This is a genomic window from Paenibacillus sp. JQZ6Y-1, from assembly GCF_040719145.1.
Lineage (GTDB): Bacteria > Bacillota > Bacilli > Paenibacillales > Paenibacillaceae > Saccharibacillus > Saccharibacillus kandeliae.
The window spans coordinates 63643-85590 of the sequence record NZ_JBFDUZ010000005.1 but is presented as its reverse complement, the minus strand read 5'-3'; the positions used below and the strand labels follow the sequence as shown (position 1 = coordinate 85590).

18 protein-coding genes and 1 riboswitch are annotated in these 21948 nt (G+C 47.2%); of the genes, 11 read left to right on the top strand and 7 right to left on the bottom strand.

Annotated elements, in window-relative coordinates; all coding sequences use genetic code 11:
• Positions 1-67: 67 nt before the first annotated feature.
• From ABXR35_RS20465 to ABXR35_RS20455, 3 genes are all read left to right on the top strand, one after another.
• On the top strand, positions 68-1171 hold the full coding sequence (locus ABXR35_RS20465; RefSeq protein ID WP_367063906.1) for a glycosyl hydrolase: 1104 nt from the start codon (positions 68-70) through the stop codon (positions 1169-1171).
• A gap of 25 nt (positions 1172-1196) precedes the next feature.
• Positions 1197-2072 carry a diguanylate cyclase domain-containing protein gene (locus ABXR35_RS20460; protein ID WP_367063905.1) on the top strand — a complete coding sequence of 292 codons (876 nt, stop codon included), beginning with the start codon at positions 1197-1199 and terminating at the stop codon, positions 2070-2072.
• A gap of 177 nt (positions 2073-2249) precedes the next feature.
• A complete protein-coding gene (locus ABXR35_RS20455) occupies positions 2250-3545 on the top strand; it encodes a glycosyltransferase family 2 protein (RefSeq protein WP_367063904.1) in 1296 nt (431 codons plus the stop codon).
• Positions 3546-3765: 220 nt separating this feature from the next.
• Here ABXR35_RS20455 and ABXR35_RS20450 read toward each other — a convergent pair whose 3' ends face one another.
• Complete coding sequence (locus ABXR35_RS20450; RefSeq protein WP_367063903.1) at positions 3766-5259, bottom strand: peptide MFS transporter; 1494 nt, start codon at positions 5257-5259, stop codon at positions 3766-3768.
• A 471-nt stretch (positions 5260-5730) separates the two neighbouring features.
• On the opposite strand from ABXR35_RS20450, the gene greA reads away from it, so the two are divergent.
• Positions 5731-6219, top strand: coding sequence for a transcription elongation factor GreA (gene greA / locus ABXR35_RS20445; RefSeq protein WP_367063902.1), 489 nt, complete (start codon positions 5731-5733; stop codon positions 6217-6219).
• Positions 6220-6300: 81 nt separating this feature from the next.
• Here greA and ABXR35_RS20440 read toward each other — a convergent pair whose 3' ends face one another.
• Positions 6301-7206: an Rpn family recombination-promoting nuclease/putative transposase gene (locus ABXR35_RS20440; protein WP_367063901.1), complete on the bottom strand. Its 906-nt coding sequence runs from the start codon at positions 7204-7206 to the stop codon at positions 6301-6303.
• A gap of 528 nt (positions 7207-7734) precedes the next feature.
• Between ABXR35_RS20440 and ABXR35_RS20435 the strand changes: the two genes are divergently transcribed.
• On the top strand, positions 7735-8889 hold the full coding sequence (locus ABXR35_RS20435) for a metallophosphoesterase (protein WP_367063900.1): 1155 nt from the start codon (positions 7735-7737) through the stop codon (positions 8887-8889).
• 183 nt (positions 8890-9072) lie between these two features.
• Here ABXR35_RS20435 and ABXR35_RS20430 read toward each other — a convergent pair whose 3' ends face one another.
• The 5 genes from ABXR35_RS20430 to ABXR35_RS20410 form a co-directional block, all read right to left on the bottom strand.
• A complete protein-coding gene (locus ABXR35_RS20430; RefSeq protein ID WP_367063899.1) occupies positions 9073-10959 on the bottom strand; it encodes an FtsX-like permease family protein in 1887 nt (628 codons plus the stop codon).
• Positions 10934-11698 (bottom strand): ABC transporter ATP-binding protein, encoded by a 765-nt coding sequence (locus ABXR35_RS20425; protein ID WP_367063898.1) that lies wholly within the window; start codon positions 11696-11698, stop codon positions 10934-10936. Before ABXR35_RS20425 ends, ABXR35_RS20430 begins: the two co-directional genes overlap by 26 nt.
• 118 nt (positions 11699-11816) lie before the next feature.
• Positions 11817-12851, bottom strand: coding sequence for a sensor histidine kinase (locus ABXR35_RS20420; protein WP_367063897.1), 1035 nt, complete (start codon positions 12849-12851; stop codon positions 11817-11819).
• Positions 12848-13564: a response regulator transcription factor gene (locus ABXR35_RS20415; RefSeq protein ID WP_367063896.1), complete on the bottom strand. Its 717-nt coding sequence runs from the start codon at positions 13562-13564 to the stop codon at positions 12848-12850. Before ABXR35_RS20415 ends, ABXR35_RS20420 begins: the two co-directional genes overlap by 4 nt.
• Before the next feature lie 217 nt (positions 13565-13781).
• Positions 13782-14216, bottom strand: coding sequence for a YxeA family protein (locus ABXR35_RS20410; RefSeq protein WP_367063895.1), 435 nt, complete (start codon positions 14214-14216; stop codon positions 13782-13784).
• A gap of 235 nt (positions 14217-14451) precedes the next feature.
• Here ABXR35_RS20410 and ABXR35_RS20405 point away from each other — a divergent pair, with 235 nt between their 5' ends.
• The 6 genes from ABXR35_RS20405 (at position 14452) to ABXR35_RS20380 (ending at position 21651) form a co-directional block, all read left to right on the top strand.
• Positions 14452-15492, top strand: coding sequence for a YdcF family protein (locus ABXR35_RS20405; protein ID WP_367063894.1), 1041 nt, complete (start codon positions 14452-14454; stop codon positions 15490-15492).
• Positions 15493-15729: 237 nt separating this feature from the next.
• A complete protein-coding gene (locus tag ABXR35_RS20400; RefSeq protein ID WP_367063893.1) occupies positions 15730-16461 on the top strand; it encodes a dihydroorotate dehydrogenase electron transfer subunit in 732 nt (243 codons plus the stop codon).
• Positions 16442-17374 (top strand): dihydroorotate dehydrogenase, encoded by a 933-nt coding sequence (locus tag ABXR35_RS20395; RefSeq protein WP_436669398.1) that lies wholly within the window; start codon positions 16442-16444, stop codon positions 17372-17374. The genes ABXR35_RS20400 and ABXR35_RS20395 overlap by 20 nt, the downstream gene beginning before the upstream one ends.
• 328 nt (positions 17375-17702) lie before the next feature.
• Complete coding sequence (locus tag ABXR35_RS20390; RefSeq protein ID WP_367063892.1) at positions 17703-18590, top strand: DMT family transporter; 888 nt, start codon at positions 17703-17705, stop codon at positions 18588-18590.
• Positions 18591-19124: 534 nt separating this feature from the next.
• A riboswitch (purine riboswitch) is annotated at positions 19125-19228 on the top strand.
• A 189-nt stretch (positions 19229-19417) separates the two neighbouring features.
• Positions 19418-20023 (top strand): xanthine phosphoribosyltransferase, encoded by a 606-nt coding sequence (locus ABXR35_RS20385; protein WP_367063891.1) that lies wholly within the window; start codon positions 19418-19420, stop codon positions 20021-20023.
• A 269-nt stretch (positions 20024-20292) separates the two neighbouring features.
• Positions 20293-21651 (top strand): nucleobase:cation symporter-2 family protein, encoded by a 1359-nt coding sequence (locus tag ABXR35_RS20380; protein ID WP_367063890.1) that lies wholly within the window; start codon positions 20293-20295, stop codon positions 21649-21651.
• The last annotated feature ends 297 nt before the right edge of the window (positions 21652-21948 follow it).

The window sequence follows — 21948 nt, the reverse complement described above, 5'->3', positions numbered from 1 at the left end:
ATCAGTACAATTGGATTATATATTAAGACTAAATTCGACATTTTTTTTGTTTGTAGAGGAGGAAGGCATGCGCACAGCGAGATTACGCCGGAGGCGAACGATTACGTTGGTAATCATTGCTGCCGTGGTACTAGGAATGGCGATCTTTTTCATGGTGCGTTATACGATGACATCCAATATCCCTTCAACTGCACAATTCATGGACAATTATATGCGTAACGCCAACGGCACGATATCTTCCTATTTACAACCGGAAACGTCTACTGATCCTAATGTGGTAGCTGGGCGGGAAGCTTTGTCTGAATCGGTGGGGCTGTGGATGCAGTACAATCTGTTGCAGGATAACGAGACTTCATTTGACGAGACATATAAGCTGTTAACGACCTATTTTATCTCTCCTCAGCATTATATTCGTTGGAAGCTAGAGGAGGATGGCACATCACGGGTGAACACCTACGCATTGGGCGACGATCTGCGTATCGTTGGCGCGCTGCTGGATGCGTATGAGCGCTGGAAGCAGCCGCAATATCTAGATACCGCCAAAATCATTACCGACACGCTTTGGCAGGACGGACTGAACAACGGGTATCTGGTGGATTACCATGATTTTCAGCATGACACTTCTGCCGACCAGCTGAGTTTGACGTATATCGATACGGTTGCGTTGGAGCAGATGCAGAAGTATGGACTGGCAACTGCCGCACAGGTGGACAAGCATTTGCAATTATTGCGCCAGATTCCAAACGATGGACTATTTTACCCGCGGTTGTATGATGTGACAAAAGGCACCTACAAGTATGACCAAGAGGTGAATCTGATCGACCAGCTGATCATTGGGCTGCATTTGACAGAATTGAAGCAGCCACCGAAAGCACTGGTGAACTTTATGAAGCAGCAGTTTCAACAGGACGGCAAGCTATATGGACGCTATCACGCGGCTGACCATACGCGGGCGGTCAATTATGAATCGCCTGCTGTGTATGGGCTCGCCATTCTACTGGCCTTGCAAATGGATGACCGAGAGTGGGCAGAGCAGCTGTACACGCGGATGATTGCCTTCCGAACGGCAGAAGGCCCATATGCAGGCGGCTATGTATCGGATGGAAATACACATGCTTTTGACGATTTGCAGGCACTACTCGCCGAAACGTCATTGCAGCATACACGCTAAAACACGGAGAAAAGGAAGAGAACGGATGAAAAATCGTATACCGGTACGCCGCACGTTGGTCGGCTATTCGCTATTGATTGCCATTGCGGTAATCCAGCAGCTGGTTGTTTTCTGGAATGTATATTTGAACCAGCACTTTGGTGCGCTTGAGCTGGGCATTGTCGTCGGATCGCTGGTTGGACTGGCAGCAGGCTTATGGCTGCCACGGGGCATTTCGGTCGTATTTATTTTTATATTTATGGTTAGTTATTTTGTTTGGATGGTCACCTATGCACCGCTGAATCCGATCGTCTTTTTTAATTTTTTCCTCGTTCCGGCGAATGTGCTGGTGGGAGCGCTGATTAAGCTTAGTCTCATCGGTGACCGTCGACTGGCAGAACGGTTGGAAGAGCTGCAAGATGTGACGCCGCAGCTGGATATTGATACGACACTCGGCAATAAGGCAGCGCTGAATGAAGCATTGATTAAGCACTCGAATCTGGCGCGGCGGTATGCAGATCGGTACAATTTCTGCATCGCTATGTTCAAGATTGAATTTCTGCCGCTAGTGCGCGAATCGGTCGGTTCAGCAGGCTACGCACGATTGCTGTTGCTACTGTCAGATACGATTCAGAAGCAAATTCGTTTTGAGGATTACAAATTTGCGATCGACAATGGACGGTTTATTATTATTTGCCCGATGACGGACAAGGATTATTTGCAGCCGCTGACGCGCCGGATTCGCGATGCAATGATGGATGTGTATTTTCCAGATTTGTCAGCACAGGAGCTACAGCTCGTCGTTCGCTCAGGCGCATTGGTGTTCCACGCGGAACAATTTGAAAAATACGAAAGTCTAGACGGTGTCATCGCCGCACTGGAACGCAATACGGAAACAGACCTGATTGGTGAATACATCTGATCCGGTTCAAAATGAAGATTGGGAGAAGATGAAATATGGCATATACCAGTTGGTTTATACCTTTATGTATTGTTGTGAGTGCAATGTTCGGCGTTGCCATCTTAATTCTGACAATAGCAACACTGCGGTTTCGCAGCCATGTCAATCGCAAATATAAACGGGGGCGGGGATAAGCACATGGCAGATGGCATACTGATATTCTCGATCATCAGCATCTGGATTGCAGTGCTGGAAGCGATCGTCATCATGGCAGGCGCGATCCGTTTTATGAATCGGCAAAATAAAACGGGCATCGTCATCCCAGAAACGATGGAACATTACCCGACTGTCACCGTTATGGTACCGGCGCATAATGAAGAGATTGTGGTCGGCATTACGACCGAGCATATTTTGAATATGAATTACCCCGATTACAAAGTACAGGTGATCGTTATCGCGGACAACTGCTCCGACGGCACGGTCGAATCGCTGAATCGGCTAAAAGCGCGCCCAGAGTACGCGCACCGTGACTTTATGATTATCGACCGTACAGGCACAGGCGGCAAATCTGGCGCATTGAATGAAGCGCTCAAGCATACGAAGGGTGAATGGATCTGCGTATACGATGCCGACGCTGCTCCAGAGAAGAATGCACTCATGTTTTTGGTGCAAAAAGCACTGGAGAAGCCAAGACGATACGGCGCTGTATTTGGACGCAACAAGGCACGTAACCGTGGGCAAAACTTCCTGTCGCGTTGTATCAACTTGGAGCTGGTGACCATTCAGCGTGTGCATCACACCGGGCTGTGGGAGCTGTTCAAAGTCGGCACCATTCCCGGCACCAATTTTATCGTCAAAACTGCACTGATTCAGGATATCGGCGGCTGGGACCCAGATGCGATTACGGAGGATACGGCGATTACATTTGATATTTTGACCCGCGGCAAGCTGATTGCGCTCGCACCACAGGCAGAAGCGTATCAGCAGGAACCGGAGCAGCTGAGCGTATATATGAGTCAGCGTCAGCGTTGGTCGAAGGGGAATTACCGCGTCATTCTGGATAATATTCATCATCTGTTCAACGGCTCGAGTTGGCGGATCAAGATTCAGGTGTTGTATTATGCAGCAAGCTACTTCTGGTTTATGATCGCCATTATCGTTTCGGATATTATCTTTATCGCAAATATTGTGTATCAGATCATCGCGCTGTTCAATCCGAATGTAGTGTCACCGTTCCAGTTTGTTGGCGACGTATATATTTATCTCGTCATTTCGTGGGCGCTGATGTATTACATTTATGTATTGCAGATCAATCTGGCGCTGGCATCGGATATTGGGCAGAGCAATACGCAGAATTTTGTATTATCGTGCATTTCCTATTTCACGTATGCGCAGCTGTTCCTGATTATCTCGATCAAAGCATTTTACTCGCTGCTGGTGGATATTTTCACCGGTCGCAAAACCAGCTGGTACAAAACGAAGCGCTTCGGTTGAAGTACGGGAATGGTATAAGCCAGATCCATTCCATTTAGCATATATGCGTTTCAATAGATGTATCATGAGCTGGTGTAGCGTGGCATCAACTGCGATGTATGTTGCAGAAGAATATACAAAAGGATGGGTCTTCGCATCATTATGCGTTGGACCCATCCTTTTTTGGTGTACATTTTTATGCTAATTGCCGTTTACAGCAGCTGATCAAAGAAGCAGCGTGCTATTTTACACCCTTCATATAACCCTGAATCTTCGGTGAAAGGGCGAACAGCACAATACCGAGCAGAATCGCCAGACCCCCGATAACGCCAAAGTAGATCATCTCGGTTTCTTCATGATAGAAGTTGGCGAGTACAGCGTTGACCGCTTGTGCTGCCGCGTTTGACAGGAACCAGAGACTCATCGTTTGAGCAGAGAATGCTGCTGGAGCCAGCTTGGTTGTCGCAGATAGACCAACCGGTGACAGACACAGCTCACCGAGCACGACGATAAAGTAACTCAGTACGAGCCAGATTGGGCTGACCAAGGCATTTTCACCGCCAAAGTAAGCAGGCAGCAGAATCACGAGGAACGACAGACCCGCGAACAAAATACCAAAAGCGAATTTGCGTGGAATCGATGGCTGACGATCACCAAGCTTTAGCCAGAACCAAGCAAATACGGGAGCCAGCACAATAATAAACAGCGGATTCAGTGATTGGAACCATGCGGGCGAAATATGAATGCCCATAAAATCAAGCTGTGTACGCTTATCAGCGAATCGTGCCAGAATCGTTGAGCCTTGCTCTTGGATCGACCAGAACATGACCGAAGCGATAAATAGCGGAATATATGCGGTTAGGCGTGAACGCTCTACATCCGTCGTTTTCGGACTGCGATACATCACGACAAAATAGCAAATCGGAATCAATACGCCCAGTACAGCAACGACGAGTACGAACGATTCCAGTGTCAGCCAGCCCATCGAAATCGCTAGCGCCGCAATGACTGCAATCACAATCGCACCGACAGCAAGGATAGAGAAGACCTTTTTCCGCTCCTGCGGGTTCATCGGATTCGGCACGATAGTACCGGCGAGTCCGAGACTACCTTTACGAGTAAAGATAAACACGAGCAGACCGATAAACATCCCGATTGCCGCCAAACTAAAGCCAAAGTGGAAGTTAATATTCATTCCAATCGTACCGACGATCAGTGGAGCAAGGAAGCCGCCTAAGTTGATCCCCATATAGAAAATACTAAATCCGGCATCTCGGCGATTATCTTGTTCACTATACATTTCACCTACAATGGTAGATACGTTCGGTTTTAGCAAGCCAGTACCAAGCACGATCAGTGCCATCGAGGTGAACAGCAGACTGGCACCCCCCGGTATAGCAAGCACGATATGCCCAAGCATAATGAGTATGCCACCGAAAAAGACAGCTCTGGATGTACCGAATATACGGTCAGCCAACCAGCCGCCGATGATACCGGACATGTACACCAGCGATCCATAAATGGACATAATCGCCGTAGCAGTCGTTTCGTCAATACCAAGACCGCCTTGGCTAATGGAATAGTACATGTAATAAAGCAGGATCGCTCTCATCCCATAATAGGAAAAACGCTCCCAAAATTCAGTGAAAAACAGAGTGAACAGTCCGCGCGGATGACCGAAAAAGCCGCGCTGTGGAACGCTATCCACGATTTCTTGCTTGGTAATATTAGACACGTTGAACCTCCTTGATGTCGTTGTAGCTGGAGTTGTTCCAGAGCAGACAGCAAAAGACCGCACGACAGCCTTCCATAGGTGCGGTAAGATATTTACTTGCGTAACATCGCTTTGTGTCACACCTTGCGTCTGAAGATGACAAACGCTCTTGAGCCATCTGCTTCTAGATGATCGTCAGGTTATGTTTTGGAATGTACTTACACCTCCTGCAAACGGACGAACCAACAGAATATAATATAAATGTTATATGAGCAAGAGCAAAAAGTGGCATTTGCTCATTATTCGGTGAAAATCATGTGTACATCTGCAAAATCACCTGTTTTTTCGCCCTTTTTGCCATGAAATCGGCGTTTCGTAAGGTATACGTAGTGTTATCGTCGGAAATATAACAGGACAAGGATTTAATTTTGTACGAAAACGGGGAAAATGGACGCGGGTAAGGTATAATGGAACATAAGGAGTTGAGAGTAAATGGCAAACGAAAATGAAGAAGTAATTTTGACCCCAGAAGGTCTCGCCAAACTGGAAGAAGAATTGAAAGAGTTGAAGGGTCCGCGCCGTCAGGAACTGGCTGCTCGCCTGAAAACTGCAATCAGTTATGGCGATCTGAAGGAAAATAGCGAATATCATTCCGCCAAGGAAGATCAGGCGTTTATGGAAACCCGCATTCTGACACTAGAGCGCATGCTGCGTAACTCGCGCGTCATCAGTGCAACCAATATCGACACATCCCGCGTCGTGCTCGGCTCGGTTGCTGTATTGAAGGATATTGAATTTGATGAAGTACTCGAATACCAGCTGGTAGGTCCGGCAGAAGCCGATCTGTCCAATAACAAACTGTCCTACGAAAGCCCACTGGGCAAAGCACTGATGGGACATCAAGCAGGCGACAAGATTACCTTTGAAGCGCCAATGGGTACATTCCATTACGAGCTGCTGGAGATCAAAGTCGGCGGTTAATCCGCTGCTTATGTGCGATAGCGACAAAAAGGACGACTCTATTGATCAGAGTCGTCCTTTGTTATTGATATGATCATCTTGTTAGGATGAAGTGGGTGACTCTCCTTGAGCACGCAAATCCTGAATCTGCTGCTGCGACAATCCAGTCGCTTCGGCAATTATGTCGGCTGGTAATCCCATTGCCAGCATTTTGCGAGCCGTGTCTAGCTTCGTTTGTTCGATACCCTGCTCAATCCCCTGTTGAATCCCTTCCTTACGCCCTTCTTCCAGCCCACGATCCCGTGCATATTCTTGACGAGAAATTTCATCGCGTAATGCCTTTTGACGAGATTCATATTCCATGCGTGCCTGTTGATCCTGACTCAGAAATTCCAACGTATTCATCGCTTTTTTCAATTGTGGCTCGTTCATCGCTAATTCCTCCCAGTTTACGGAATCCGTATATTTCAGAAAAAGCAGCCAGTTCATCAATCCGCCCTGTTGATCGGCGAGAGTGCTCCCGCCCAGCTTGGGCAATTCTAGAAAATGCAACTCCATATCGTCTGTTAAATGAATTCCGCTGGCATCTTCACTCAGTCGGAACACATTATGATACTGCTCATTTGGCAAAAAGGAATAATCCAGTACATTGATGGTAACACATTTGCGTAATTGTTTGTACGCATTGCCCTCAAACAACTGGCTGGAATACAGCTTGCTCCAATAATACAATGTGCGCTTTTCCATATCATAATTGTTAAACAACTGCATCTCAATATTGATTAGTTGACTGTCAGCCGTACGCGCGTGAATATCAAAGATAGACTGCTTATCGAGCGGTGAATCTTTATCCGTATACGAGTTGAGCAAAATAATTTCACAAAGCGGTGGCTTACCAGCATGGGTAAACGTACGATTCAAAAACGCAAGCAGCACGTCTTTGTTTTCTTCACTGCCAAAGATACGTTTAAACAGAAAGTCATTTTTAGGATCAAGTAATTCATTCATAGGTACGCCTCCAGGTGGAATGAAGTAAAGGAATGTTAAATAAGAATATTATTATGTATTTACGTGTATTTTATCGTATATGAGTGATAAAAGAAATAGAAAATACACGTTTTTAAGCAATTATTTTCGCTACATAAGTACCGATAATTACACATTTATACATTTAAATATACAAAAGAAGCGTATAAAAGTGCTTCTGTAAACATGCGTATCCTATCATTGTATTGAAACGATAGTTTGGATTTTTCCTTTAGTAAGCAATAAGATAAAAATGATGTAAATACGTAAAATATGCATATTTCGTATATATCTTTGTCTCTATTTGACTACAATCATTTCTTCTACAGCTATCTGTAATTATCACAGCTCTATTCTCTACAGACGCGCTTACTTTATTTATCTCCGTTACGTTTGGTACATTGCTTGCCTACGTTATATACTAGGGATATGAGCTGTCAATGCTTGCAAATCTAAAAGACTGTTGATACGATTGCATTCAAAGAAACGCTCAGATGGGAGATACCGACTGTGTGGATAGGAATCGTTGTTATTATTGTGTATCATCTGCTATTGCTCTACATCGGTTGGAATGGTTGGGTATGGCTGGCGACGCTGTTTCCGCAGCACATGTTACCGCGCTACATTTGGGTCATTGTACTCCTGATTTTGGCGTACTCGATTTTTCTCGGCTTTTGGCAACAGGAAGTCAGCGCATTTAAATGGATTGGCGCTGTCTGGGTTGCTCTTATTTATTTCTGCGTACTCTGGTTGCCGGTAATGAACTTGGTGCTGTTAGTGCTGCGTCTAACGCCGTGGTCCATGTCCACGATTGTCATGTGGGCAGGCTGGGTATCCATTGCTGCTTTTATTGCGACCTTTGCGGTGGGTATGTATAACGCCTACAGCCCAGTGGTGCGAAGCTACAATATTGCCATTGATAAGCCGGTCAACGGTCCGTCCGAGATGAATATTGTAATGGCTTCGGATATGCACTTTGGGGCGTTGTCTAATGAAAGTCATGCCCGCAGGCTGGTAGAACGGGTCAATGCGCTCAAGCCTGATCTGATTCTAATACCCGGTGACATCATGGACGACAATCTGTTGTATTACACCAAGACCAAGATTCCAGAGATTCTCAAAGGCTTCCAAGCACCCGTCTATTCTTCACTCGGCAACCATGATCGTTTTGAAAAAGGTGTCGATCTGGTGGACGTATTGAATGAGAGCCATTTGAATGTACTATACGACGAATCTGTCGTGCTGGATAATGGCATCACTCTGGTTGGTCGTCGCGATCATAGCGATCTGCCGCGTACCGAGCTGGGCAAGCTGCTAGAGGAAGTGGATCATGCGCATCCGGTCATCGTGCTGGATCATCAGCCGTATGAACTGGATGCAGAGCAGAAGCTAGGCACTGATCTGGTCGTATCCGGTCATACCCATCGCGGACAGATGGCACCGTTCTCGCTCATTACTCACCGTATTTTTGAGAATGACTGGGGCTATCTGCAAAAGGGGCAGCTGCATTCCATCGTTACATCTGGCTTCGGATTCTGGGGAAGCCCGCTGCGTATCGGCACCCGTTCCGAAATTGTGCAGATTCATGTGAAATTTAGAGATGGTGGAACTGCTGGCAATACGGAGAGTACATCAGCCGAATCTACATATTCGACGGAAGGTTAAAGTACAACTCCGCTGTTTGGCGAACAATGGTTAGGCGAGCCGAAGTAGTCTTATGCCAATCTGTGCGAACATAGCATAATCAAAACCATACAAAAAAGGCGTCTTCCATTCTAAAGGAGACGCCTTTTTTTGTATGGTTTTATAGTAATCTGCTTGCATTGCTGTGAGTGATCCTTACTCGTTTTAACGCAGGGCAGAGCGTATTTGCTTGATATAGAAGAAGCGTACGATGAAGAAATACACCAGTTGAATGATGAAGAAAATACCGAGTACTATTGCCGATTCCTGTACTAACGATCGTTCCAGAAGATGCGATAGTGTGGTCAGTGCAATCGCTCCATGAACAAGCGCAACGACGATAGGGGCGAAGAACAATAACGCAATCTGGCGCGTTAACACTTGATTCAATTCGCGGTCGGTCAAACCAAGCTTGGCGATTGCGCGGAATTTCTCCTTGTCATCATCCAGATCGCTATACAGTCGGAAATAGAGGAAGCTACCAGCCGAGACGAAGAATACAACTCCGATAAACAAACCAATAAACAGTGCGATCCCATACAGGCTCTGAAGTTGATACAGCGTGACCTCAGGGATACTTAAATAAGCATCGGCATCCGCTTGCGGAAGTCGTTCTGTAATCTGTTTGGCTGCTTGCAGTAGCTGATCTTTGCTGGCATCGGTTTGCCATGCGTATACCTGTTCACTGGATTGTGGCTTGCCTAGCTGTGCATACAGCTTATCTGCAATAACGAGTGTTACGGTGGTGTCAGGTATGACTTGGGAGACGATGGGACGTGTCGTTTGTACCGCGATACCGCTATTCGTTTCCAACACACGGTTACTCAGCTTCAACGTTTTTTCATTTTCAGCATTGGATGTAATCAGGGCAGCGTCATGACCATTTACTTGAATCGCTTCCTGTCCAAATGTTTGCAGAAGACGATTGAATTCGCTGACACTGAGTACCGTCACATTGCCTTGCCCATCCTTGAATGCGTATCGATTCAATGTAGCATCCAGTGAAGTGGTAGCGATTCCGTTGGCCTTTAATTGATCGGAGATCATTTGAGCATGATTGGCGCTCTGCTTGCCTCCTGTTTCAGAATAATACGTGATGTCATAATCAGTGGTATCAATGACATTTTTGTAGAAGGTGGATTGTAGACCGTACAAGGTTCCGATAGCGCAGAATGCCACTGTCGATACCATAGCGACGAGAAAGAATGTCCGTGCATTATCCTTCATCCGATATGACAGATCGGAAAACAGCAGCATATTCGTTTTACGCCAAAACAGTTGTTTTCGCTGCTTCATGGCACGAATAATATATACGCTGAGCTGCGTGAATAACAGGTACGTAGCGATACTGACCATAAGCACGATCGGCAGCAGCAATTGCAACGCTATATTCGTAGTGACCACTAGCGCAAGCCCGTAACCCAAGGCGAGCAGGATGACCACGACCAAGGACAGCAGCATGGATGCACGCGGTTCGCTTTTGCCAGCGCGATTGCTGCGGATGAGCTGAATGAGCGTACCACTGCGCAGTACAGTAGAGATGAACAGCGAGATGAGCATGAACAGCAGCATGAAGGACAATACAGTCAATCCAATCGCCTGTATCGGTACGTAGAAACTCAGTCGCTGACTCAGTACGAGTACATTTTCCCCGATTAACAAAATCGCTTTGGCAAAGACAAGACCCAATGCAATGCCGCCAATCGTAGCGCCAAAGCCGATCAGCATATTTTCCGTAAATACCATCCGACGTAGCTGACCGGGCGACATACCTTGTAGCATTAGCAGTCCAAATTCCCGCTTGCGTGTCTTCAGGAAGGAGCCCATCGAGTACAGCACGAAAAAGAACGAGAAGGCGTAGATCAGCCATTTGGATGTGGATAGGGCAACCTGCGCATTATGATTCACATCACTACCGCTCATCGCCGGATGATAGGCGAAAATAGCAAAGGTGAAGAAGATCATCACCGTGAACATGCTGCTCAGAAAATAAGCGGCGTACAGTCGTTTGTTGCGGAGGACGTTATTAAACGCGAATTGACGAAATGTCACTGGAATGCCCCCCTAACAACGACAGCGTATCAATGATTTTCTGGAAAAATGCCTGTCGATTGTCTCCGCGATGAATCTCGCTGTACAGATGACCATCGCGGATAAAGATTACCCGACTGCAATAGCTGGCAGCGACCGCATCATGTGTCACGAGCATCATCGTTTTCTGCTCTTCCCGATTGATCTGCTCCAGCATCTCCATCACATCGCGTGCTGACTTGGAATCGAGGTTACCCGTCGGTTCATCTGCCAGTAGCAATTGCGGGGAATGAATCATTGAGCGGGCAATCGCTGTCCGCTGTGCCTGACCACCGGAGATTTCAAAGGTGCGCTTGTTCATAATACTGCTGATGCCCAGCCGCTCGGCAATCACAGCTGCCTTTTCCTTCATCTCGCGTACCGGACGTCCGTCCAACGTGAGCGGCAGCACGATATTCTCCTCAACCGTCAGCGTATGCAGCAGATTGAAGTCCTGAAACACGAATCCCAATTCACGACGTCGAAATTGTGCCAGCTCATTTTTGCGCATCGTATTGATATTGCGTCCACCGATCAGAATATCGCCCGTTGTCGGTTGATCGATCGTAGCAATCATATTGAGTAGCGTTGTTTTGCCACTGCCGGACGGTCCCATAATGCCGACGAATTCGCCATCCTGAATTGTAAATTGAATATCGGTCAGCGCCTTGTATGACACTTTGCCTTCATATACCTTGCTGACTCGGTTTACTTGCAGCATAAGTCAATCCTCCCTGTGGGTTTCAAAAGTAATGGGTGAGTTCCAAGCGAGCGGAACGTTATAATCCCAGTATAGAAGAGAGGGGAATGTGCAACTATCGAATTGCCTTTCATGTACCTTACACTGTTGTAAGGTTGTCCGCTTGTTGTGCACTGGCAGGTACACGCTGTTGATACGAAGGAAAAACGATGCGTACTGTAGTACCCTCGCCCGGTGTCGATTCCAGCTCCAGCTGATGATCCAATCGTTTGGCTGCTTCCTGCGTCAAATACAGTCCCATGCCAGTCGATTCGCGGAAATGCCGCCCATTTTCTCCGGTGAAAAAGGCATCAAATACCCGATTCAGATCCGCCGCCGGAATGCCGACACCATGATCGCGAATTTGTACGACCGCCTGCCCTGCACGGATAAAGGAAGTGACATGCACCTTTTGCCCGCTGCCAGATGAGTATTTGACCGCATTTAGCATAATTTGAGATAACATAAAAAAGAGCCACTTCTCGTCCGATTCTACGACCAGCTCGCCATCAGTCTCCTTCACCTCTGGATACACGCCGTTGCGGATAAAGGAGCGCTTGTGGTCATGCACCACTTCGCTAATGATCCGTGATAGCGACAGCGATTTGATATGAAAATCCTGCTGAAAGTTGCGCAGCCGCGCCATATACAGCACCATATTCAGATTGGCACGCATCTGCTCCAATTCCTCGCGAATACTAGCAAATTCTGGCTCGTCCACCTGCTGTACCGTCAATTCGATCACTGCCAGTGGTGTCTTCATCTGATGCACCCATTGATCCATAAAAGTCAGATGCTCTTGCTGCTCGCGTCGATTCTTATCCAGCTGCTCATGATAATATCGATACTGATGACGCAGCAACGTCTGCAATGCTTCGCCAATCGGCGTCTGATCAGTACGCAGCAATAGATCCTCTGGCGAGGATAACGGCTGACTGAGCACACGATAATATTGCCGCCGACTGATATACTGATATGTCAAATATAGAGCCGTCACAAACAATCCTAGAAAGACCGAATAGAGCGCTGGCAGCAAATGATGGTAGCCATCCAGCCAGTAAATGCTCAGCGCACCAAACAAAATAAGGCATTGCATCAACAGCAGCAACCGATATTCACGGAAAAATAGCTTCATACGTTGTCACGCCCCGCTTCGCTGCCATCGTCAATCTGCAAGCGGTAGCCGATCCCACGCACAGTCTCCACCGCCTGCTCCAAGCCCAGCTCCTGCAATTTTTTGCGGACACGGGTAATATTGACGTTAAGCGTATTCTCATCGACAAAGTTCTGATCATCCCATAGCTTTTCCAGCAGTGCCTCGCGACTGGCAACGCGCGGATGACGTTCCAGCAGACTTTCGATAATATCTGCTTCCTTTTTGGTGAGTGGAATGGTGTGTTCGTTATAGGTCAGTTCCAATCGCTCTGGGTATAGCGTCAAGCCAAGCTTTTGCACCAACCGTTCCTCTTGGCGCGTAGCGTATTCGCCGTACGCGCGGCGCAATTGGCTGCGAATCTTCGCCATCACAATGCCGTAATCAAATGGTTTGGTAATGTAGTCGTCGGCACCATTTTCAAGTGCCATAATCTGGTCCATTTCTCCGGCGCGTGCCGAGATAAACAGCACGGGGCAGATGGAGTGACTGCGAATCTGACGGCACCAATAATACCCGTCATAGCTAGGCAAATTCACATCCAGCAACACCAGATCGGGCTTGATCTGTTGAAACTGTTCCAATACACGGTCGAAATGCTCGGTGACCACCACCTCGAAGCCATATCGCTCAATATGAGCTTGCAGCAGACCAGCGATTTTGCGGTCATCCTCCACGATCATAATTTTCTGCATAGTTATCGTCTCCTATGGGATGGTATAGATTTGATGGTATCAATATAAAAAAGAAGATTCCGTCACAGTGAAGAAGTCCAAGTTCACGACATACCATTTGTTTAGGTATATCATGTCGGATGTATGATTTATTATGACATAGAAAACCCACCCGAAGTGGATTCCGAGTGGGATAAACATGCGCAGGGCAAGCTACGCGAGTATAACGGGTGTTATCTTATGGAGCAGAGGTATTGCTAGTCATATTCTTGCTTGTGGCTTCCTTGCTGCTGGAATCTTCCGTTATATGCTGACGTACTGTTTCAGGTAGCTGGTCGGCGGTGACTTCCTTGTAGGAGTCGATATAGCCGCCTTTGGAGATCAGCTGTACATATGCGCCTTCGCGCAATTTTTTCATTCCCATAAAGCTTGTGTTTTGCACGGTTCCGTTTTCGCTCCAAGCGGGTAATGTGTACTCGACTGTATCTTCATCCTTGATGTTTGCGGGAATAGCAGAGTTATCTATTTGTACATAACTGTATTGCTCCTGCACAAAAGGATTCATTTTGGCGCGATCACGATCAGACATCAAGTGATACATGCCAAAGCTCAAAGCAGCGACACCTGCTACAGCAACCAACGATAATGCAATAATCCATTTTTTCAATTTCATCAACTTCCTTCCGCGTGTTTGGATGTGTTCATCTTATCGCGGATAGGTTGGAAGTGGGATCGATTTGGCTTACGTGTGGCTTACATTGTTGTAAGGTTATATTTGCTGTCAACGTGGTAGTATGAAAGCAGAGCATCCTCTACATGAGACACCTAACAACCGACAGCGAAAAGGCTGTCGAATAGAAACGACAAAGACATAGCGAGAGATGATATGGAATAGGGGAGAAACGAAAATGTATATACTGGGATTGGCTGCCATCCTGCTGACACTGTTCGGCATTAGCTATGCAGTCGACCGTAGACGCCTGCAAAATGGTGTGTATTTAACAAGCGGTCTGCTGGCATTGCTATTCGGCGTGGCGTTGTACGTAGTCAGTAATCTGCAAGGATTCTGGCAATATGCTAGTATTTTTCTATTATTGATCGTGCTGCTGATGTCGCCAGTACTGCTGCTTGGTGTAGCGATTGGGCTGGTATACAACGGACGCATTTTGCTGAGTAAAGAAGGATGGAAGCTGCGCAATCTGCTGCCCGTCGTTGTTGGGATCGGGATTGTAGTTGTACCTGTTCTCACATTGATCGTACCACCAGTACGCTGGCTGCAATTGCCTGTAGTTGTACTGGAGCTGTATATGATTTATTTTGGCTTTCTCGTGATCTGCTATCTTGTCTCGTCGCTATTATACAATATTCACCGACCGGGCTATCTGACCGATTATGTGATCGTACTTGGCAGTGGACTGATCAAGGACCGAGTGCCGCCTTTGCTTGCCAGCCGACTCGATGGCGGCATTAAGTTGTATCGTCAGCAACAGCAATTGGGCAAAGCGCCGATGATCGTCGTTTCCGGTGGGCAAGGGGCAGATGAGCTAGTGTCCGAAGCGGCAGCGATGCGGCTGTATTTGCTAGAGTATGACATCCCGGATAACCATATCATTGTGGAAGATCGCTCTACCAACACGCTGCAAAACATGCGCTATTCGCGTATGCTGATTGAAGAGATTATGCAGGGACGCTCGTATAGCTGTGTATTTGTGACCAACAATTTTCACGTATTCCGCGCAGGCATCTATGCCCGTATTGCGGGGATTCATGGCGATGGAATCGGTACACATACCGCCCCGTATTATTTGCCGGGGGCATTTATTCGTGAATATATTGCAGTGCTGGTGATGCACCGCCGGATTCATTTCACCATTATGCTGCTGATCATCCTCGGCGTTCTCGGGCTGTATGTGATGATGCCCGCATTTGTACACTGGTTGGTGCGGTAAGAGATGGATTCGTGATGCCGAACGATTCCCTGTAGATCCATATGTATAAAGGCATATAGAAGTATGTATGGCATGCAGAAGTGTACAGGAGTATAGGAAGCACTCAATGGCACACCAAAGATAGCGATGATATCGAATGCCAATGTTGCCTCTTTTCCCATTCTATTGTGAGAAGAATTACAACCTATATCTGCCTCGCCTGCTATGATAGATGGCGGTTAAAGGGGGCGGATGAAAATGGGACAGATTGTGAGCAATATACGGCTGATTGACGATATTTACCGGATGACCGTTGCCGGAACTTATGACGGAGAGATGGGACAATTTTATATGCTGCGCTGTGACGACGGATACCGTGGAGATCGGTATCCGTTATTGTCACGCCCAATTAGTATCCATGACCGGAGCGAAGAGACGATTACCTTTTTGTATCGGGTACATGGAAGAGGGACGGCATTGCTAGCCGAATTGGATATAGGGCAGCAGGTGCTGCTGGAAGGTCCTTTTGGCAACGGATTTCCACAGCTGGCACAGCCCGGACGAATGGCACTGGTTGGCGGAGGCATGGGTGTGGCACCGTTACTACCGGTATTGCAAAATTACCGCCATGCCGACGTATTTCTTGGGTATACCGGAGAGCCGTTTGCCGTGGAAAAATATCGTCAAGCAGCAGCGACTCCGCAGCAGATTCAGGTCATGAGCCATCCCACGCGCAGCATTTTGGAGTATGTACAGTCGGATCGCTACGATACTGTGATGGCATGTGGACCGACAGGAATGCTAAAGGCACTAGCAGACCAATGTACGCATTCGCAATTGTATATCTCTATCGAAAAGCGGATGGCTTGCGGTATTGGTGCTTGTCTTGGCTGTACCGTTCAAACTGCCCACGGCAATCGTCGGACTTGTCAAGAAGGACCAGTATTTCCAGCAGGGGAGGTGCTGTGGCGTGAGCTTGCTTCATTGTAAAATAGGCGCGGTGTCTCTAAATAATCCTGTTATTATGGCATCCGGTACGTTTGGCTTTGGACAAGAATATGCAAAATTGTACGATGTCGGTGTGCTTGGAGGCATTTCTGGCAAAGGGCTGACGCTACATCCCCGATCAGGCAATCGAGGCTGCCGTTTGCAGGAGACAGCTTCAGGTATGCTGAACAGCGTAGGTTTGGAAAATCCGGGCATCGCGCATTTTCTACATCATGAGCTGGAACAGATGGCGACGCTCGGACCGTGCATTATCGCCAATCTGGGCGGAGCAAATGCAGAGGAATACGTGGAAGGCGCCCGATTGATCAGCGAGGATAGCAAGCGGCGCATCCAGATAGAGAAGCGCGGTGTGGAGATGATTGAGCTAAACATTTCCTGCCCCAATGTCAAAGAAGGCGGTATCCAGTTCGGCGTCGATACGGAGATGGCACGCCCTATCGTACGTGCGGTACGAGAAGTCACGCACATCCCACTCATGATCAAGCTATCGCCCAATGCACAAAATATTGTGCAGATGGCGCAAATGTGTGAGCAGGAGGGAGCAGATGCCGTCTCACTGATTAATACCTTTTCCGCTATGAAGATCGATATTCATCGACGCCGCAGTGCGTTTGACAATCTGTATGCGGGTTTATCGGGTCCAGCCATTAAGCCCATTGCCCTGCGTATGGTGCATCAGGTGGCACATGCGGTACACATTCCGGTCGTCGGTATGGGCGGTATCGCTTCGGTAGAGGATATGATCGAATTCATCATGGCAGGTGCACAGGCTGTGCAGATTGGCACGCACAACTTTACCCATCTGCGAGCAGGAGAGCTGTTCGTGCAGGGATTGGAACAATGGCTGCGCGAACAACGAATCGAATCGCTGGAAGAGATCCGAGGTATTGTGTAGTTTATGTAGTTTTTGTTTAGGTAGAATCGAAATAAGGACAAGTATCGTTATTAGCATAAAGCAGGTGAGCACAGGGACGATAAATCGCCCTATCTGTATGGGAAGATGAGAGTGATTCCATTCTATTTTGTAGTAGGGCTACATAGGATAGCGAAGTGGATGCGGCTTACAGCCGTACGCTTCGCTTTTTTGTGTTGTAGTGCTGGAGTGGCATGTCCAAGCATCGTTCTGAATGTGCTGCCTGTTTTTTGGCGGTATCCTATTGGCATACACGATATAATGGAGATAGAAGATATTGATAAGCCTCTACAGATAAGGAGCGAAACAGATGAAAGCAAAAGATACCCTAATGCTCATATTGCTGGCAGCAATGTGGGGAGCGTCATTTTTATTTATGCGCGTAGCTGTGCCAGTGCTAGGTCCACTCGTACTCATCGATCTGCGCGTGCTCATCGCTGGGCTGGCACTGCTGCTATATGCGTTGTTGCTACGCAAACGACCTCAATTGTTACATAAATGGAAGCAATACCTCATACTTGGCGCATGTAATGCTGCGATTCCCTTTTGCCTAATTGCTGGTGCAGAACTCAGCATGAATGCTTCGCTGGCAGCCATTTTGAATTCGATGACACCGCTGTTTACCGCGATCATCGCCTATGTATGGATGAAGGAACCACTGACTGCGCGCAAAATCGCTGGTTTGCTGCTCGGTTTAACAGGTGTGATCGTACTCGTCAGTTGGAATGCACATGCTGGCAGCACCGGTACTATAGGTGCGATAGCCATGTCGCTAGGAGCGGCGCTCTTTTATGGAGTTGGCGGCATCTACTCGGGGCGTGCATTTAAAGGGGAGCAGCCGCTAAATCTGGCGATTGGACAGCAGCTGGCAGCTGGACTATTGCTGCTGCCGATAGCGCTGTTCTTCCTACCGACTCAACTTCCATCCGTATCGGTCATCTGGTCGGTACTGGCATTGGCGCTGTTGTCTACTTCGCTCGGCTACCTGCTGTATTTCCGCCTGATTATTAGTGTGGGAGCAGTGAAGACGCTGAGTGTAACGTTTCTCGTTCCCGTGTTCGGCATTTTCTGGGGCTGGATGTTTCTGGATGAGCCGTTGTCGCTAGGGATGCTGCTCGGTTTGCTGATTATCCTGCTCGGTGTTGGATTGGTGACGGGGATTAAGCTACGTTCACGGCGTGCTGAGGTGAAGGTGTAAGGAGAAAAGGTATATATTGTTAAAACAATCTATGTACAAAGTGAAATGCAAAACACCCATCTGCCAGAAAGTGCGGATGGGTGTTTTGCTTTAATATACAATCCAATATGTTCCCAAGATCAACAAGTGAAGTTTTATCTATGTAATGTGCAGAATGCGAATCAATAATGCTGAACAGGTTTTTTGCGGAATCCACTACACGTTTCACTTAATTTACCTTTTCATAATGAGAATATTATAAATGTACACATAAAATAGATTTTTTAAGTAAAAGTTTACAAGTAGTAGTGTTTAATCATATGTCTATAAGATAGAAAATTAGAATACTAAATTCTAAAAATAGCATAAGAAAGATTATTGATTAGAAGATTAATAAATCGCAACTTTTTTATTTGAATCGATATAACAGTAAAAAGTCAGCATTCATTCTCATCTATGAAAATATGAAAATTATCCTTGAAAGCTAACATGAATGCGTGTAGTATACATATATAATTTCATAAAGCGACATGCGGAAACTGGACAATCCATCTGGCATTATGCTGTCGTGACACTCATATAATATTGGGAATAAGGCCCAGGAGTTTCTACCGGACGACCACTGCAATTGTCCGACTATGAGTGAAGAACGTGCTGGCTGCTGCCGTTGTATTTGCGTACGGCAGCAGTCGGGAATGCCTTTTTTGGCATTCTGTATTGGAACAATCCTACAGACAGGCTTCACTTGAGGAACGAACTCAGGTGACCTGTCTTTTTTGTTTTTTACGGCATGTTTCACTTGGAAACGATAGGTTTCCCCGCATACCAAACCGAGGAGAGAGATAGATATGAAAGTATTGGAGCAACGCATACAGGCGGAAGGCAATATCCTGTCCGACCGTGTGCTGAAGGTCGATTCGTTTTTGAATCATCAGGTGGATACACAGCTAGCGGTAGCGATTGGGCAGGAATTTGCCAGACTGTTCGCGCACGAGCAGATTACTAAGGTTCTAACAATTGAAGCAAGCGGCATTCAGTTCGCGATGGCAACAGGGATCGCACTACATGTACCGTTTGTTTATGCGAAAAAGAAAAAGGCGATTACGCAGGGCGACCGCGTCTATGCGGCATCTGTACATTCCTTTACGCGCGGCGAGACGTATCAGGTGAGCATTGTGCAGGATTATTTGCAGCCCGGCGAGCGTGTGCTGATCGTGGATGACTTTTTGGCAACAGGTGCGGCGTTAGTCGGACTGGCGGATATTGTGGAGCAGGCAGGTGCGCATCTGGTTGGTGTAGGCTGTGTGATTGAGAAGACCTTTCAGGAAGGACGCGGCTTGCTAGAGCAACGCCATATTGCCGTACAATCGCTGGCGCGCATCTCGGCAATGTCGCCAGGGCATGTGGAGTTTATTGATGAACAGCCGCTCGTTCCAGTAGCCGTGAAAGCATAGCTATCTAACGTAACTCGAATCAACGATGACAGGAATACACTGCGATTATCACCATACGTATAATTACGCTCTATATATGTAATGTTTATTTACACCAAAATATTCCAATGCACAAAAATAGACATAAAACTTATGCTTCATATGAAATTGATCGCAAAATGAATTACATGCTCTGATTTTGAAGCTACGATAAGCATACTTACACAGCGTAGCCGAATGCAACAAGGGAAATACCATATTTTACATTTACGAAAAAGGGGTTCAGTTCAATGGAAAATAGAATGAATAGGGGTAAAGTGTTGTCGCTGGGGTTGCAGCATGTGATGGCGATGTATGCTGGAGCGATCGCGGTACCGCTGATTATCGGGAATGCACTGCATCTGACAGCGGAGCAGCTTGCGTATCTGATCGCGGCGGATATGTTCACGTGCGGTCTGGCAACCTTGCTGCAAGTGCTGAGCACTCGGTATTTTGGTAGCGGTTTGCCCGTTGTACTCGGTTGTACGTTTACAGCGGTTGGTCCGATCATTGCGATTGCATCGACGAGCAATCTACCAACTGCGTATGGAGCGATTATTATTTCGGGGATATTCGTCGTGCTGGCTGCACCATTATATGGTAAGCTGCTGCGCTTTTTCCCGAAAATCGTGACAGGTTCCGTCGTAACCATTATCGGTCTATCGTTGATTCCGGTAGCGATGAACAATGTAGCTGGTGGACAGGGCAGCGCTGACTTTGGCGCACTGCATAACCTGTTGCTGGCGCTAGTGACGTTGATCGTGATCTTGCTAGTGAATCGGTTTGCGACTGGCTTTTTGCGTTCGATCTCGGTATTGGTTGGTCTGGTAGCTGGTACCCTGCTCGCTTCCGCGATGGGTATGGTCAGCTTTGCTTCTGTAGGGGAAGCGTCTTGGCTGCGTGTGGCTCAGCCGTTTTATTTTGGTACACCACAGTTTAGCTGGGTGGCGATTGCGACGATGATCATCGTGAACATCGTTAGCATGGTGGAATCGACAGGCGTGTATATCGCTGTCGGTAAAGCAACCGAGCAAAAGGTAGAGCAGCGCCGGATCGTGAATGGGCTGCGCTCCGAAGGTCTGGCGATTATGCTGGGCGGTATTTTCAATGCGTTTCCTTATACTGCTTTCTCACAAAATGTCGGTCTGATCTCGCTGACCAAAGTAAAAACGCGTAATGTGATCTTCGCAGCGGGCGGCATCATGGTCGTACTCGGACTGCTGCCTAAGCTAGCGGCACTGACAACTGTGATTCCAAGTGCGGTTCTGGGTGGAGCGATGGTTGTGATGTTCGGTTCAGTCGCGGCATCCGGTATGTCGATTCTGGCGGAAGTGAATCTGCGCAATGATCGCAATCTGATGATCGTGGCATGCAGTATTGCGATTGGTGTCGGTTCGGCAGTATTGCCAGCAATTTTCGGTCAAATGCCAAGCTTCCTACAACCATTGCTGCAAAATGGTATCGTGACAGGCTCGATTGCAGCGGTTGTACTGAATCTGCTGCTGTCGGATCAGCGGACGGTGGAGGAAGAGCAGCCGGAAGAAAAACCGGTAGTCGGGCTTGGTGTGAATGCTGGTTCTAGTGTAGAGACGTCCACAGGTACGCGATAAGCTTGTTCGGATTCGTCTGTTTCAGATTCCTCTTGGTCGGCGAACTTGAAATGGCGGATATTCTGGAGGTGCTTCATGTGATGGGGTATCGACTATGTTATGTGAACCCTATAATCGTTTCAGTCAAAAGCCTTTATATATGATGCTTGGGTGTGAAAAAAAATTATTTTAAGATAACTTGAAAAACAGGTGAATCGATCACACAAAATCAGAGGTCATTATAAATAATTTGCGTCCTGATCGTATACGCGAGTGACTATGAAGCAGTATATCTAAAACTCAGTGATATTATATCGA